The sequence below is a fragment of the Rhizobium bangladeshense genome, assembly GCF_001662075.1.
In the GTDB taxonomy this organism is placed as follows: domain Bacteria; phylum Pseudomonadota; class Alphaproteobacteria; order Rhizobiales; family Rhizobiaceae; genus Rhizobium; species Rhizobium bangladeshense_B.
The window spans coordinates 108,336-121,979 of the sequence record NZ_LYPL01000015.1 but is presented as its reverse complement, the minus strand read 5'-3'; the positions used below and the strand labels follow the sequence as shown (position 1 = coordinate 121,979).

Here is a 13,644-nt window from a genome sequence, read left to right as displayed (position 1 = left end):
TGGTTGCGCGGACAAATCGGCGGGTGATTCGCAGAAGCCGAGGCGCTGGAAGGCAAGGCCGACGTCCCGCGTTATGCACATGAAATTCATCGATTTTCGCGAGGCCCGCCGCCAGGACTGAAAGGCCCCCGGCCGACTATTGCCCGTCATCTTTCAGGTAGTTCTGACCGTTGATCACCAGAAGCCCATCGGAACCCTTGTCCGGTTCGAAAACGCTCAAGCTTTCCGTCTTGCCGCTCGTATCGGTCAGGTCGAGGCGATAGCCGGAAAGCCTGTAGCGTCCGCTGGCGCCGGGCCGATTGCCTGATGTGCTGACACCGGTTTGCGATCCGCCGATTTCATTGGTCATCGAGGCGGCGGACCAGCCGGTGCGTTCGAAAGTGCCGTTGCTGTGCAGCGCCAGGGTACGGCTTGTGGCGACCGAGCCGGAGGAGGTGGCGGTCATGCCGCTCAAGGCGAAGGTATAGACCCATTCGCCGTCGAGCGTGGCGCCGTCCTCGAACGGCGGTACCGCACGGTAATCCTCGTCATCGATGACAAGGTCGTCGCCCTTCTTCGAGAATGTCTTCGTCTCGACCTCGATCGTACCGTAAGGCGAAGTGACGCTGCGCATCTCGATCGACCCGACGGGTTCCAAGGATGCGCAATCGTATCGATGAACGTCATGTTTCGCCGCGCATCAAAGCCATGATCGCATCGGTATCAAGGCCTTTGCCAGCGTGACCGCGCAACTCTTCCAAACGGCTCGACGGCCGTTTCTCGTCGGCGCGCACGAGAACGACGCGGCCGTCGGTATCACGGTGAAAATCGACCCTGCTGCCAGGGACGATACGGAGCATATCCCGCACCGATTTGGGGGATAGTCACCTGCCCTTTCGCGCTAACGATCATGGCCATATTCAAGCGCCTTTGTCATACTTTCTCTTGGAAAGTACTCACCTCAGCAGCGGAATTTCGAGCCTCATGCTCGCCGCTAAGCCGCCATCGATCGATAGAGCCAGTCGGAGAGCTTTTGGGTCGCCACGCGCGCGCCGACATGCGGCAGCAACACATCACCCATCAGTTCGACCCCGAAATACGGGGTGGAAGGATCGCTTATCACCTGCCGCTGGTCTTCGTTCGCGGCGAGATAGATCCGGGCGATTTCGTCGATGCCGAACTGTTCGGGGCCGCCGATCTCGATGATATGCCCCAAGGGATCTCCGGTTGCCAGTTCCGCCAGGAATGCCGCGACTTCCCGAGCCGCGACCGGCCTCATCGGGGCCGGTGGCAAGCGGAAGACGCTGCCTTCGGCGCCGGTGTCGATCACGCCGTTGATGAATTCGTAGAACTGCGTCGAGCGGAGGATCGTGTAGAGCCGGGTTGAAGCCCGGATGAGATTTTCCTGCACCGCTTTGGCGCGGAAATAATCGCTTTCCACAAGGCGCGGCGTGCCCACGACGGAGAGCGCGAGATAGTGCCGGACGCCGGTTTTCGTCGCGGCCGCGAGCAGGTTCTTCGTCGAAGCCTTGAAGAAATCGAGCGCCGAATTGTCGCCGAAGGAGGCAGCATTGGTCACGTCGACGACGACCTCAGCGCCTGTCATTGCCGCTTCGAGGCCCTTGCCGGTCACCGTATCGATGCCGAGCGACAGAGATGCGGCCGTGACGTCGTGGCCCGAGCGCCGTAGATCCGCCGTCAGTTGCGTTCCGATGAGGCCGCTTGCTCCCGCTACCATGATTTTCATCTCAGCCTCCTCTGCTGCATCGCCTGTATGCTCGCGCGGACGGAGAATGACCGGAACGCCGGACGCCTTCCATCATACTCGAGGTCGGACATCCGAGACGCAGGGCATAGCGCAGCCAACCCAAGGTCTAGGATGTCTGATCGGAAAGATTGAGAAGCCCGCCAGCGGCCGCGAAATCCAGCTACATACCCGCGCAATGTATGGGTTTCCATGAGTTGCGGTTGTGATGCACCAGGACTACGGTTCCACTATGAGCGCGCCGGCCCCGAAATGGAAAACAACTACTGTAGGAAACACTGACGCCCCGCCGGCTTTGCCTGTCCGGCCGGAGCGGTTGATGGAGAGGGTCTGGTCGCACCGCCCGCCATTCCTGCGTCTGACGCTTTTCTTCCTCACCTATGTGCTCGCCTGCGGCTTCGCCCAGTCGCTCGCGATCGTGCCGGGAACCGGCATTTCCATCTGGCCTCCGGGCGGGCTTTTCATCGCCACCCTCATCCTCGCCTCCCGGCCCAGCTGGCCGTGGTGGATACTGGCAGGCTGTCTGGGCGAGATGTTCAGCAATGTCCTGTGGTTCCATAGTCCGCAAGCTGCGGCCTTCCTGATCTATGTCGGCAACGCTCTCGAAGCGGTCGTCGCGGCATGGCTCGTCAACCGGACTTTAAAGCCCCCGATCCGGCTCGAAACCCTGCAGGAAGTTGTTGCATTCGTCGTCATCAGCGCCGGAATTGCGCCGGCCGTCAGCGCGACCATCGGAAGCGCCACACTTGCCTGGTTCAGCATCCAGTCGCAATCCTTCCTGACGGCCTGGCCTTTATGGTGGATTGGAGACGCCACCGGTGTCCTGATCGTGGCGCCGCTGGCGCTGGTTCTCTTCCACAGCTGGCGCGGTAAGACCCAGCTATCGACCGGGCAATGGGTGGAAGCAGCCGTCCTGGCGCTGATCTTTCTCGGCGTCGCCGCGCTTTCGCTGAGCGGCTACCTTCCCTTCGCCTATATCATCATGCCGCCTCTTCTCTGGGCCGCGGTCCGCTTCGAATTCAAGGGAGCGGCGGTATCGCTCGTGCTGCTGGCACTGATTACGGCGATCTTCACGATAGCGGGCGCCGGTCAATTCGCGGGCGGTCCGGAATCCCAGAAACACAAGCAGGTCATGCTGCAGCTTTTTCTGGCCATCTCGGCGTTTTCGGCCCTCATCGTCGCCGCCATATCCCGCCAGCATCAACTGGCAGGGATTTCGTTGCGACAAAGTGTGGACGCCTTGCGCGAACGGGAACGGGAGCTCTCGCAACTCGTGGACATGGTGCCGAGCCACGTCTGGCGACTGACGCCCGAGGGCGAGCCGACCTTCTTCAACAAGCGCATGGTCGATTTCCTCGGCCTCGACGTGGCGGATTCTGACAAGCCGGATATGAGCCGGCTGGAAGCGGTCCTTCGAGCCATCGTTCATCCCGATGATGCAGGCGAATTCAAGACAGCGCTCGACCATTGCCTCGTCACCGGCGAGGTCTTCGCCATGCGCTATCGGCTGCGCCGCGCCGACGGCGCTTATCGATGGATGTCGAGCCGCGCCGAGCCGCTGCGGGATCAGGCGGGCAATATCCTCCAGTGGTATGGGCTTTGCCACGACATCGACGATCAGGTCCGCGCCGAAGAGGCACTCAGACAAAGCGAGCGGCAGCTGCAGCAGATGATCGATGCCGTTCCGGTCCGCGTGTGGAGCGTGGAGCCTACGGGCGGAGCGACCTATTTCAACAAGCGGTACCAGGACCATTTCCGGGCCGTCATCGCCGATTTCGACGCTCTCAGCGAGCCACGCATCGAAGAGCTGCTGCAGCAGCTGATCCACCCCGAGGATGCGTCCGACGTCGCACGCACGCTGCAAAATTGTTTTGAAAGCGGCAGCGGCACTGCGATGCGGTTCCGCTGGCGCGAGAAGGATGGCGTCTACCGCTGGGCCGAATGCAGAGTGGAGCCGCGACGCGACGATGACGGAACGGTCGTGCAGTGGTACGGCGTTTCCCTCGATGTCGACGAAGAGGTGCGTGCGCTGGAGGCATTGCGTGACAGCGAGCGCGAACTCTTACAGCTCGTCGACATGGTTCCGGTTCACATTGCCCGCATGGCGCCCAATGGCGAGCCAACCTTCTTCAGCAGGCGCACCCTGCAATCCATCGGGATGAATGATGTCGCAGCCTGGGATAAACGCGATCTCAGCCGTTTGGCGGTGATCATCGGAGCAACCGTGCATCCCGATGATGGACCTCGCATGCGCGAGGTGCTCGCTCGTGCGCTCGCGACCGGCGAGCCCTATACGATAAAGTATCGCCGGCGCCACGCAGACGGCGCGTATCGGTGGATGGAGGGGCGCGCAGAGCCCTTGCGGGATCAAAATGGAACGATCGTGCAGTGGTATGCCGCTGCGATCGATATTGATGACGAAGTACGTGCGCAACAGGCCCTACGCGAGCGGGAACGGGAGTTGTCGCAGCTCGTCGACATCGTCCCCAGCCTTCTCTGGCGCTTGAATGCGGATGGCGAGCCGACTTTCTTCAACAAGCGGCTGATCAATTTTCTCGGCCCGGACATTGCAGACACAGAAAAGCCCGGCATGAACCGGCTGTCCGCCATAATAGAAGCCGCCATCCATCCCGAAGACGCGGAGAGCCTTTCCGAGGCGCTGAAGCATTCCTTCGCCACCGGCGAGCGTTTCTCGAAGCAGTATCGCCTGCGGCGCGCCGATGGCGTCTATCGCTGGGTCAAAGGCAGCGCCGAGCCGCTCAGGGACGAGAGCGGGCGGATCATTCAGTGGTATGGCCTGACGCATGACATCGACGATCAATTGCGCATCGAAGAGGAGTTGCGCGAGAGGGAGCGTTCGCTCTGGCAGATCGTCGAAACCCTGCCGGCAATGATCGATTGCGCGGCTCCCGACGGAGAACCGGTATACCGCAACCCCCAGCTGCGCGACTTCCTCGGTTATAAGCTGGAAGAACTGGACGGCAAGGGAAAGACCCGGTTGGACGGCACGCTCGACGCCGGCGTTCATCCCGACGACGTGGCGAGCGTCAAATTGGACTATGCCCGTTCATTGCGCACCGGCGAGCCCTATGCGCGCAGGCATCGTTTGCGGCGGTTCGATGGCGAATATCGCTGGGTCGAGACACGCGCTGCGCCGATGCGCAATGCCGAAGGCGTGATCGTCCAATGGAATGTCATCTGCCTCGATATCGACGCTGAAGTTCGGGCGGAGGAAGATCTGCGTCAGGCTCGAGAGGGCCTTGCGCGGGCGAGCCAGGTGGCGAGCCTTGCTGAGCTTTCGGCCTCGATCGCCCACGAGGTGAACCAGCCGCTGGCAGCCGTCGTCGCGAACTCGCACGCCTGCCAGCGCTGGCTGATGGCCGACCCCCCGAATATGGAGCGGGCGCAGCGGACGGTCGAGCGCATCATCCGCGACGCCAATTCGGCCGCCGATGTCGTCAGCCGCATCCGCGCCCTGTTCAAACAATCCGCAGACAGGAAGATCCAGACGACGCTCTCCGGCGTCATCGAAGAAGCACGCAACCTCATGGCCGACGAGGCGTGGCGTCGCCGCGCCCGTATCGACCTCGCGGTCGATCCCAACCTACCATTCATTGCGATCGACCGTATCCAGATCCAGCAGGTTCTCATCAATCTTATCCGCAACGGCATCGAGGCAATGGATGCCACGGCAGACGACAGGATTGTCGGAATCCGCGCCCATCAGGTCGGCAACCTGCTGCAGACCGAGATCAGCGATCGCGGCCAGGGCATAGAGTTTCCCGAGAAGATATTCGACCCCTTCTTCACGACTAAGGAACACGGCATGGGCATGGGTCTGGCGATCTGCCGCTCAATCGTCGAGCTGCATGGCGGACAATTGTGGGCAGAGAAGAACAATCCGCACGGAGCAACGTTGATCTTCACCTTGCCGATAGAAACGAAGGCGGCGCCATGACGGCCGATGACCATATCGTCTTTATCGTCGATGACGATGAACGCATCCGCGAAGCGCTCGGCGAGCTGCTGGACTCGCACGGCATGCGCGCCGTTGCCTTTGAATCGGCCGGCGACTATGTGAGAGCGGACAAACCCGATGTGCCCGCCTGCCTCATCCTCGATATCGAGCTGCCCGACATCAACGGCCTCGATCTGCAGAGGCAGATCGCCGACAGGGACCATCCGCCGATCGTCTTCATCACCGGCCATGGCGACATTCCCTCCTCCGTGCGCGCGATCAAGCATGGCGCAGTGGATTTTCTGACCAAACCTTTCAGTGACGCTGACCTCTTGAAGGCAATTCATGCGGCACTCGCCGAGGATCGGGAAAAGCGATCGGGACGCGCCGAGCTCGACATGCTGAAACGACACTATCTCGACCTGACGCCGCGCGAACGCGAGGTGCTGCCGCTCGTCGTCAGCGGCCTTCTCAACAAGCAGGCGGCGGCAGAACTGGGGATCAGCGAAGTCACGCTGCAGATCCACAGAAGAAACGTGATGCAGAAGATGGCGGCGGCATCGCTCGCCGACCTCGTGCGCATCGCCGAGAAACTGGAAATACCGATAACCCACTCGCGCCGGGTGGGAGGGAATTGAACATGAACAAGACAAGACATGTCGTGGCAATTGTCGATGACGATCCAAGACTGCTGGAATCGATGAGCGACCTTCTGGAATCGGCGGGGTATGTCGCCCGCGGCTTCTCGTCGGCGGGCTCGCTGCTCGTCAACGGGCTGTCGGACCTGGATCTGCTCATCACAGATATTGGAATGCCTGGCATCGACGGCTTCGAGCTTCGTGACCTGGTGAAAAAATCGCGTCCCGAGTTGCCGGTGTTCCTGATCACGGGCCGCCACGAGATCGCGGATCAGGGCCGCGCTCAAGGCGCCAGCGGCTTCTTCCGCAAGCCATTCGATGCCCAGGCCCTGATCGCGGCCATCGCCAATGCCTTGCACACATCGAGAGATGGAGGGTGACATGAGAGTTGACCAGCCGTTCGTTCGTAGATCGGCATCTTTATCAGCGCAGCGCGGATGTGAAGAGGATCAGCCGCTCGTCATGATCGTGGACGACGACGCCTCCATTCGCGAGGCGCTGTCGGAGCTGATCCTGTCGGCCGGTTTTCAGCCGGTCAGCTTTGCTTCGACCCGCGAACTGCTCGACGCGGATATATTGGACAGACCCGGCTGCCTGATCCTCGATGTGCGCATGCCGGGAGCAAGCGGTCTCCACCTTCAGAGCCACCTGGCCGAGAACGGCATTGCCAAGCCGATCATCTTCCTGACCGGTCATGGCGATATCCCAATGACCGTCCAGGCGATGAAAGCTGGCGCCGTGGATTTCCTCACGAAGCCGGCGCGGGATCAAACGCTGCTTGATGCCGTGACCGCCGCCATTTCAATGGACGGCGAACGACGGGCGGAAGCGGCGATCGCCAAGCGCAATATCAAGCGTTTGGAGACGCTGACGCAGCGCGAGCGCGAAGTTCTGCACGAAGTGGCGCGCGGACGTCTCAACAAGCAGATCGCTTTCGACCTTGGCATCAGCGAAGTGACGGTGAAGCTGCATCGCAGCAACGTCATGCACAAGATGGAGGCCGCCTCGATCGGCGAACTGATCCGGGCCTGGGAAACGTTGCCGGCACAAATGCGTCAGGCGGGCGCGCGTTAGCCTCTTTTACCTGATGCTTTCCAATGACGACGAATACCGGCCTACCACACGATCCGCCTGTCCATTTAATGCGCCCCGTATCCGATTCGCGTTAAAAAAGACGACGCGGCGCCGACAGTGGGTTTCGGCTTCGCACCCATGCGTTATCTCTAAATTAAAGCTCAGGGATATGACCTCATGCCCAGCTTTGAATTTTGCGAGGAGATCACGCCTGAACAATCGATCGTCAGCCACGCCTTCCCCTGAAACCAACGCCTTCGACAGCGAAGCAGCCTTCTTGTCGGCCATGGGGAACGCCAAACGACTGCACATTCTGCATCTGTTGACCGAGGGAGAAGTGTCGGTGACCGACCTGGCCGATGAAGTGGGATTGAGCCAATCGTCGACTTCGCAGCATCTGGCAATTCTTCGAGAACACGGACTCGTGCAGACGCGAAGAGTTGCTCAGACGATCTATTATTCCCTTCAGTCCGCCGCGGCGAGGACGATGCTCGATACGCTCGCCGATATCTTCGGATCGCACGGACACTCCGCCGGAGAACGCGTCCGATCCGGGCACCTGACGAAATGACCATGTTGCTCTTGCCGCTCAGTCGCTGATGAACGTTTGATGTACGCCTCCTAGACCAGGGTGTGGTTACGCCTCCATTGCGATTGGAGATAATGGACCACATCAGCAAGGGAAGGGTCAGGAGAAGGCGATCATGGACGTCTATGAGGCAGTCACAAGCCGGCGGTCGGTGCGCGGATTCAAAGACAAGCCTGTCGCGAGGGAAGTGCTCGAGCGTGTGCTGTCCGCGGCAGCCTGGTCGCCGTCAGGATCGAACATCCAGCCGTGGAACACCTACGTGATGACCGGCGCACCGTTGGCAGAGCTCAAGACAACAGCCGTCGAGCGCGTGGCCCATGGCGACCACTGGGACAAGCGGCAGTATGAGATGTACCCAACGGCGCTGAAATCCCCTTACGGGGAGCGCCGGTCCGCCTTCGGCAAGGAGCGCTACAGCGCGCTCGGCATTGCGCGCGAGGACTGGGAGGCCCGCCAGCGGGCGGCGATCGCCAACTGGAACTGTTTCGGCGCGCCCGCCGCCCTGTTCTGCTACATCGACAGTGAGTTGGGCCTGCCCCAATGGGCCGACGTAGGCATGTATCTGCAGACCGTCATGCTGCTGCTTCGCGCCGAAGGTCTGCACAGTTGCCCGCAAATGGCGTGGTCGCAGGTTCGCGAGACGGTCGCGGAGGCCCTGTCCCCCCCGGACGGTCTGATCCTCTTCTGCGGCATGTCGATCGGCTACGAGGACCCTGCGGTAAGTTACGCCCGTACGGGCCGTGCCCCGCTCGCCGAGACGGTCACGTTCGTCGGCGAATAGCTGTTTGCGCTCAAAGGACGCGAGACCCTTTCGATAATTCTGCGTATGATACGTCCTTTATCATGCGGGATACTGGAGAACGCCATGACCACGCATAAAGTAGGCTATCTTATCGGCAGCCTCGCCAGGGACTCGATCAATCGCAAGCTCGCCAAGGCATTGGTGCGGCTCGCCCCACCGGAACTTGAAATGTCCGAGATATCCTTCAAGGACCTGCCGCTCTACAGCTACGACTATGACGCCGACTACCCTCCGGCCGGCAAGGCATTCAAGGCCGCAATCGCGGCTGTCGACGCTGTGCTGTTCGTCACTCCCGAATACAATCGGTCCATACCCGGCGGGCTGAAAAACGCGATCGACTGGGCGAGCCGCCCCTACGGCACCAACTCGTTTACACGCAAGCCGTCGGCGGTCATCGGCACGTCGCCGGGCGCGATAGGCACAGCCGTCGCCCAGCAGAATTTGCGCAGCGTCCTTAGTTTCTGCAACTCTCCCCAGATGAATGCTCCAGAGGCCTACATCCAATTCACTCCGGGGCTGATCACCGATGACGGCGAGGTCACGAACGACAGCACTGCCGATTTCCTGCGCACGTTCATGCGGGACTTCCACGCCTTCGTCGCAAGGGTTCGCTCGGTGCTGCCGAAAGATGCCTAGAAAAGACAATGGCGCAGGTCCCCAGTGGGTCTTGTTCACGTCGAGCAAAACCGCTGCGAACTTTTGTCGGAATTGTTCTATAGCCGATTGGCCCGCAACAAGGTGGCTCGCGACAGATATCCCGCAAGCGTCCCATCGGCTGACCTGACATGGAGGCCCGGCATCTCGCCGGAGAGGATGAGCGCCAACGCTTCGTGAACCGTAGCGTCAGCGGCGATCTCGGCATCGCCGTTGGACGGTTCCGGCGCGGTCATGATCGTCGATACGGCAATCAAGCTCAGCCTCTTTATGGCTCGGTCGGGGCCGAGGAAGTTCTCGACGAATTCGTTGACGGGACGCGCAAGAATTTCCTGTGGGCTATCATATTGAAGAAGGCGGCCATCCCGCATGATCGCGATGCGATCGCCCATCTTGATGGCCTCGTCGAGGTCGTGCGTGACGATGACGACAGTCTTCTTCACCTTCCTCAGAATATCCCGGAATTCGTCCTGAAGCCGAACGCGCGTAATCGGATCGATCGCGCCGAACGGTTCGTCCATCAGCATGATTGCAGGGTCGGCGGCGAGAGCGCGCGCGAAACCGACGCGCTGACGTTGCCCACCCGACAATTCGTGTGGCAGGCGCTGCCGCATGATGGCCGGATCAAGTCCCACCAGATCCAGGAGCTCGTCGACCCGGCGATCGCTGCGCGCCTTCTCCCAGCCGAGAAGCCGCGGCACGGTCGCGATATTGCGTGCGATCGACATATGCGGAAACAGACCGACCTGCTGGATGACATAACCGATGCTGCGGCGCAGCTCTCTCTGATCGACCCGGGCGATATCTCTGCCATCGACCAGCACCCGTCCCGCCGTGGGTGTCTCCAATTGATTGATCATGCGCATGGTCGTGGTCTTGCCGCAGCCCGAAGGACCGATCAGGGCAACCGTCGTGCCGGCTTCGATCAGGAGATCGAGATTGTCGACCGCATGCTGGCCGCTTCCGTCGTAATTCTTCGTAACATGGTCGAGATGAATCATCCTGATATCCGCTTTCGGCCGCTTAGCGCCGTTGAGTGAAGACGCGCTCCAGGGCGCCGAACGCCAATTCCGCAAAGATCGCCAGCAGGGCTATCGGGACCGCTCCGACGAGAAGGCGCGGCATGTTCATGATGGCAATGCCGGCATTGATGAAATCGCCAAGCCCGCCACCGCCAATGAAGGAGGCGAGTGCCGCCCCGCCGATGACCTGGATGGCACTCGTCCTGACGCCTGACAGGATCGCGGGAACGGCCAGAGGAAGTTCGATCTCCCATAGCATCTGCCTGGCGCCCATGCCCATTCCGTCGGCCGCATCGATTACCGAGGAGTCGATCTCGCGGATGCCGATGATCGTGTTCAACAACAATGGCGGCACGGCAAGGACGATCAGGGCGATCACCGACGGCAACAATCCGATGCCGAGGAAGGGCATCGTCGCCGACAGGATCGCAAGGCTCGGTATGGAGCGCAGGGCGCCGGCGATATTGACCACGGCAAAGGCAGCGCGAGGTGCCCGTGCGACGACAAATCCGAGTGGCACGGCAATGACGAAGGCGATGCCGAGCGATAGGACGCACATCAGAAGATGGCGATTGAAAGCGTTGAAGAAAGTGCCGGAGTTGTTGAAGATCCAGCTGAATGCATCGATCACGATCATGCCGCTTTACCTCCACTGCGCCGACGCAGCAGCTTTTCGAACGATGCAAAACAGTAGTCGGCAAAGAGCGCCAGAAATGACGTCAGCAGCCCGCCTGCTATGATCTTTTCAGGAAACCGCTGGTCGATACCTTCGAAAATGATGACGCCGAGCCCTCCGGCATTGATATAGGCGGCAACGGTCGCGATGCCGATGACCGTCACCATGGCGATGCGGATACCGCCGACGATATAAGGCATCGCCAGCGGCAGCTCGACTTCCCAGATCCGCCGTGCCGTGCCGTAGCCCATGCCATTGGCAGCTTCGAGTATGTCACGCGGAATTGCCTGGAAGCCCATGCCGATATTGCGGATCAGGATCATTAGCGAGTAGGCGGCAAGACCGGTAATGGCGGGCGCCGCCCCGATACCCATGATGGGAATAAGGAGCGCAAACAGCGCCAGGCTTGGCACCGCAAACAGGATACCGGTGAAGATGACGATGGCCGCAAAACTCCGCGGCCGCCTTGCCGCCCATATCCCGACGATCAGCGAGATCACCAGCGCAATGCCGACCGAGGAAAAAACGAGATAGAGATGCTCCAACAGCGCTTCGAGTAGCCGGTCGAGATGTTTAGGGACCCATTTCATTGTCGAGACCTCCGCGTCCGAGCGCTCGTTCGCCTGTCTACCATGCGATCCCCAATCTGCGATCGGCGTCGTCGGCTCTCTGCGGCAGGACATCGTAAGCGGACGGAGCGACCGCCGAAAATCGTCTGAGGCCGAGCCGTTCCAAAACCGCCGTTCCCTCAGGCGTTTCATGCAATGTCACGAGGCTTTGCTGTAATGCTGTGGTGATGTCGACAGGCAATATCTGCGCGGCAACCAATAGCGGCGCGGGAAGCGGATCGGTCGTCGCAAGAATACGAAGACCGTCGATCTCGTCGCGTTCGTGCATCCACAACAATTGAAAGGCATAAGCGTCGATCGCGCCCGCATCGATCCTGCCATCCTTGAGGGCTGCGACGATGCCTGAAGGATTGAGCAGCGGTCCAACCGTCGCGCTCTGCTTCATCTTGCCGGGAAACCGGCCGGCGAGGTAGGAGCGCACCGCGTGGTAACCCGATTGGGAATCACGCACGGTCCAGCCCCAGCGTGCCGCAGCGAGATCCGCCACCGCGTTCACCGGACCGGTGGAGGCGACGAGTATGTGGCTGGCATAGAGCGGCTGATCCCAAGACCATGCCTCGCTCGAGACGGGTGCGGCAAGCACAGTCGGCCTTGCTCGTTCAGGCATGCGTGAAAACGGATAGCCGCACATGAAGACCGCGCCCATGTCCGGCCTCGCCCACAATTCCGACAGGGGGGCTGGCGCTGCATAAGCGATGATATCGAGTTCGATGCCAGAATGCACGCTGACCAGCGCAAACAGCGTGTCCCACAGGCCGCGAATGCGCGGACTGAGATTATACATTCTCGAACAGGCGATCGGCTTGGACATCACCATGGCAATTATGCGAACCGCAGGCGCTGGCCGATATTCATCTCTCTGGCCTTCTCCACCATGGCAGCACCGAGCGCCACGTCGGTCGTGCTGAGGCCGCGGTGCCAGAACAGGATCGTCTCCTCGTCGCTCTCGCGGCCGGGTTTCATGCCGCAGACGATCTGGCCGATTTCGGCATGTAAGTTCTCGGCCGTCACCTTGCCCTCATCGACGTGACGGCGAAGCGCTCCGAACGGTTTGCCGGGGCCGCATTGTCCCCAATCGTCGACGACGACCTTGTCCATGATATCGGTGAGATCGAATTCAAGCGCGCTCATCGTGCCATAGGGCACGACGAAGGCTCCCTTCTTCACCCATTCGGTCTTGAACAGGGGCGCCGGTTCCGGCAGGCGGCTGGCCTCGACCATGATATCGGCACACTTGAGGCAATCTTCCCAATTGTTGGTGACGATGATCCTCTTGCCGAGATCCTTCTCAAGACGCTTTGCGAAGGCATCGCGACTTTCCGGACGGCGCGAATGCACGCGGATTTCATCGAAGTCGAAAAGATGATCGAGAAGGCGGACATTCCAGTAAGAGGTTCCGCGGGCACCGATATGGCCGAGAATCTTGCTGTCCTTGCGGGCGAGATATTTTGCGCCGAGGGCGGTCACGGCACCCGTGCGCATGTCGGTGATATCAGTTGCGTCGATGATGGCCTTCGGCACGCCCGTGTTCGGGTCGAAGAGGTTGAGGACAGCAAGCTCCGAAGGCAGGTCGACTTTGTAATTGTCGACGAAGTCACCGACGACTTTGACGCCGGCATAATTCAGCGCTTTGACATAGCCGCGAAGCACGTTGAAATGGCCTTTGTCGGAGCTTTCCGGCACAAGATGGACACGCGGCTCGATGACGGTTTCGCCCCTGCCCTGCGCATCCAGCGCCTTCGCCACCGCATCGAGAATCTCATCATTCGTCAGCGCCAGCGCCTTGGCATCGAGGGCGTTGAGATAATCGATCCAGATTTCTTGCATTTCCTGCTTCTCCACAATCCTGCCCGGCTGA

At 60.7% G+C, this 13,644-nt stretch carries 14 protein-coding genes and 2 pseudogenes; 7 read left to right on the top strand and 9 right to left on the bottom strand.

The genetic code is table 11. The features are described 5' to 3' along the window. Positions 1 to 136: 136 nt before the first annotated feature. From A7X77_RS25340 to A7X77_RS25330, 3 genes and pseudogenes are all read right to left on the bottom strand, one after another. Positions 137 to 625 (bottom strand): annotated as a pseudogene (locus A7X77_RS25340) (hypothetical protein); the annotation flags it as partial. A 37-nt stretch (positions 626 to 662) separates the two neighbouring features. Continuing rightward, positions 663 to 897: pseudogene (locus A7X77_RS25335) on the bottom strand (AbrB/MazE/SpoVT family DNA-binding domain-containing protein). 76 nt (positions 898 to 973) lie between these two features. Next, positions 974 to 1,726, bottom strand: a complete 753-nt coding sequence (locus tag A7X77_RS25330; protein WP_064685594.1) for an SDR family oxidoreductase — start codon at positions 1,724 to 1,726, stop codon at positions 974 to 976. A 337-nt stretch (positions 1,727 to 2,063) separates the two neighbouring features. Between A7X77_RS25330 and A7X77_RS25325 the strand changes: the two genes are divergently transcribed. The 4 genes from A7X77_RS25325 to A7X77_RS25310 are packed head-to-tail and all read left to right on the top strand — an operon-like array spanning position 2,064 to position 7,414. Continuing rightward, positions 2,064 to 5,702, top strand: coding sequence for a PAS domain-containing protein (locus A7X77_RS25325; RefSeq protein WP_064685593.1), 3,639 nt, complete (start codon positions 2,064 to 2,066; stop codon positions 5,700 to 5,702). Then, complete coding sequence (locus A7X77_RS25320; RefSeq protein ID WP_064685592.1) at positions 5,699 to 6,340, top strand: response regulator transcription factor; 642 nt, start codon at positions 5,699 to 5,701, stop codon at positions 6,338 to 6,340. The genes A7X77_RS25325 and A7X77_RS25320 overlap by 4 nt, the downstream gene beginning before the upstream one ends. Before the next feature lie 2 nt (positions 6,341 to 6,342). Then, positions 6,343 to 6,720 (top strand): response regulator, encoded by a 378-nt coding sequence (locus A7X77_RS25315; protein ID WP_064685591.1) that lies wholly within the window; start codon positions 6,343 to 6,345, stop codon positions 6,718 to 6,720. 1 nt (position 6,721) lies between these two features. Continuing rightward, a complete protein-coding gene (locus A7X77_RS25310) occupies positions 6,722 to 7,414 on the top strand; it encodes a response regulator transcription factor (protein ID WP_064685590.1) in 693 nt (230 codons plus the stop codon). Between the two features lie 6 nt (positions 7,415 to 7,420). Here the strand turns inward: A7X77_RS25310 and A7X77_RS33600 are convergent, their stop codons facing one another. Next, positions 7,421 to 7,702, bottom strand: a complete 282-nt coding sequence (locus tag A7X77_RS33600; RefSeq protein WP_197486893.1) for a hypothetical protein — start codon at positions 7,700 to 7,702, stop codon at positions 7,421 to 7,423. Here A7X77_RS33600 and A7X77_RS25305 point away from each other — a divergent pair. The 3 genes from A7X77_RS25305 to A7X77_RS25295 all read left to right on the top strand — a co-directional run bounded on the left by A7X77_RS25305 (position 7,626) and on the right by A7X77_RS25295 (position 9,441). Next, on the top strand, positions 7,626 to 7,985 hold the full coding sequence (locus A7X77_RS25305; protein ID WP_064685644.1) for an ArsR/SmtB family transcription factor: 360 nt from the start codon (positions 7,626 to 7,628) through the stop codon (positions 7,983 to 7,985). The two genes, A7X77_RS33600 and A7X77_RS25305, sit on opposite strands and share 77 nt — an antisense overlap. 133 nt (positions 7,986 to 8,118) lie before the next feature. After that, positions 8,119 to 8,784 carry a nitroreductase gene (locus tag A7X77_RS25300; RefSeq protein WP_064685589.1) on the top strand — a complete coding sequence of 222 codons (666 nt, stop codon included), beginning with the start codon at positions 8,119 to 8,121 and terminating at the stop codon, positions 8,782 to 8,784. Positions 8,785 to 8,868: 84 nt separating this feature from the next. Beyond that, positions 8,869 to 9,441: an NADPH-dependent FMN reductase gene (locus A7X77_RS25295; RefSeq protein WP_064685588.1), complete on the top strand. Its 573-nt coding sequence runs from the start codon at positions 8,869 to 8,871 to the stop codon at positions 9,439 to 9,441. Between the two features lie 77 nt (positions 9,442 to 9,518). On the opposite strand, the gene A7X77_RS25290 is transcribed toward A7X77_RS25295, so the two are convergent. From A7X77_RS25290 to A7X77_RS25270, 5 genes are read right to left on the bottom strand one after another with little or no spacing between them, the layout of a single operon-like run. Then, positions 9,519 to 10,460: an ABC transporter ATP-binding protein gene (locus A7X77_RS25290; RefSeq protein WP_064685587.1), complete on the bottom strand. Its 942-nt coding sequence runs from the start codon at positions 10,458 to 10,460 to the stop codon at positions 9,519 to 9,521. Positions 10,461 to 10,482: 22 nt separating this feature from the next. Next, positions 10,483 to 11,118: an ABC transporter permease gene (locus tag A7X77_RS25285; protein ID WP_064685586.1), complete on the bottom strand. Its 636-nt coding sequence runs from the start codon at positions 11,116 to 11,118 to the stop codon at positions 10,483 to 10,485. Then, positions 11,115 to 11,747, bottom strand: coding sequence for an ABC transporter permease (locus tag A7X77_RS25280; RefSeq protein ID WP_064685585.1), 633 nt, complete (start codon positions 11,745 to 11,747; stop codon positions 11,115 to 11,117). Before A7X77_RS25280 ends, A7X77_RS25285 begins: the two co-directional genes overlap by 4 nt. A 37-nt stretch (positions 11,748 to 11,784) precedes the next feature. Beyond that, positions 11,785 to 12,603: a phosphate/phosphite/phosphonate ABC transporter substrate-binding protein gene (locus tag A7X77_RS25275; RefSeq protein ID WP_064685584.1), complete on the bottom strand. Its 819-nt coding sequence runs from the start codon at positions 12,601 to 12,603 to the stop codon at positions 11,785 to 11,787. Between the two features lie 5 nt (positions 12,604 to 12,608). Beyond that, the gene (locus tag A7X77_RS25270; RefSeq protein WP_064685583.1) at positions 12,609 to 13,613 is read right to left on the bottom strand and encodes an ornithine cyclodeaminase family protein; all 1,005 of its coding nucleotides are present in this window, start codon (positions 13,611 to 13,613) and stop codon (positions 12,609 to 12,611) included. Positions 13,614 to 13,644: the final 31 nt, after the last annotated feature.

Excerpts from the sequence above, each read along its gene's own strand:
- A7X77_RS25295 (WP_064685588.1), top strand. The coding sequence starts at position 8,869 with ATGACCACGCATAAAGTAGGCTATCTTATCGGCAGCCTCGCCAGGGAC.
- A7X77_RS25325 (WP_064685593.1), top strand. The coding sequence starts at position 2,064 with ATGGAGAGGGTCTGGTCGCACCGCCCGCCATTCCTGCGTCTGACGCTT.
- A7X77_RS25330 (WP_064685594.1), bottom strand. The coding sequence starts at position 1,726 with ATGAAAATCATGGTAGCGGGAGCAAGCGGCCTCATCGGAACGCAACTG.
- A7X77_RS25310 (WP_064685590.1), top strand. The coding sequence starts at position 6,722 with ATGAGAGTTGACCAGCCGTTCGTTCGTAGATCGGCATCTTTATCAGCG.
- A7X77_RS25285 (WP_064685586.1), bottom strand. The coding sequence starts at position 11,118 with ATGATCGTGATCGATGCATTCAGCTGGATCTTCAACAACTCCGGCACT.
- A7X77_RS25270 (WP_064685583.1), bottom strand. The coding sequence starts at position 13,613 with ATGCAAGAAATCTGGATCGATTATCTCAACGCCCTCGATGCCAAGGCG.
- A7X77_RS25275 (WP_064685584.1), bottom strand. The coding sequence starts at position 12,603 with ATGGTGATGTCCAAGCCGATCGCCTGTTCGAGAATGTATAATCTCAGT.
- A7X77_RS25300 (WP_064685589.1), top strand. The coding sequence starts at position 8,119 with ATGGACGTCTATGAGGCAGTCACAAGCCGGCGGTCGGTGCGCGGATTC.
- A7X77_RS25320 (WP_064685592.1), top strand. The coding sequence starts at position 5,699 with ATGACGGCCGATGACCATATCGTCTTTATCGTCGATGACGATGAACGC.
- A7X77_RS25315 (WP_064685591.1), top strand. The coding sequence starts at position 6,343 with ATGAACAAGACAAGACATGTCGTGGCAATTGTCGATGACGATCCAAGA.
- A7X77_RS25280 (WP_064685585.1), bottom strand. The coding sequence starts at position 11,747 with ATGAAATGGGTCCCTAAACATCTCGACCGGCTACTCGAAGCGCTGTTG.
- A7X77_RS25290 (WP_064685587.1), bottom strand. The coding sequence starts at position 10,460 with ATGATTCATCTCGACCATGTTACGAAGAATTACGACGGAAGCGGCCAG.
- A7X77_RS33600 (WP_197486893.1), bottom strand. The coding sequence starts at position 7,702 with ATGGCCGACAAGAAGGCTGCTTCGCTGTCGAAGGCGTTGGTTTCAGGG.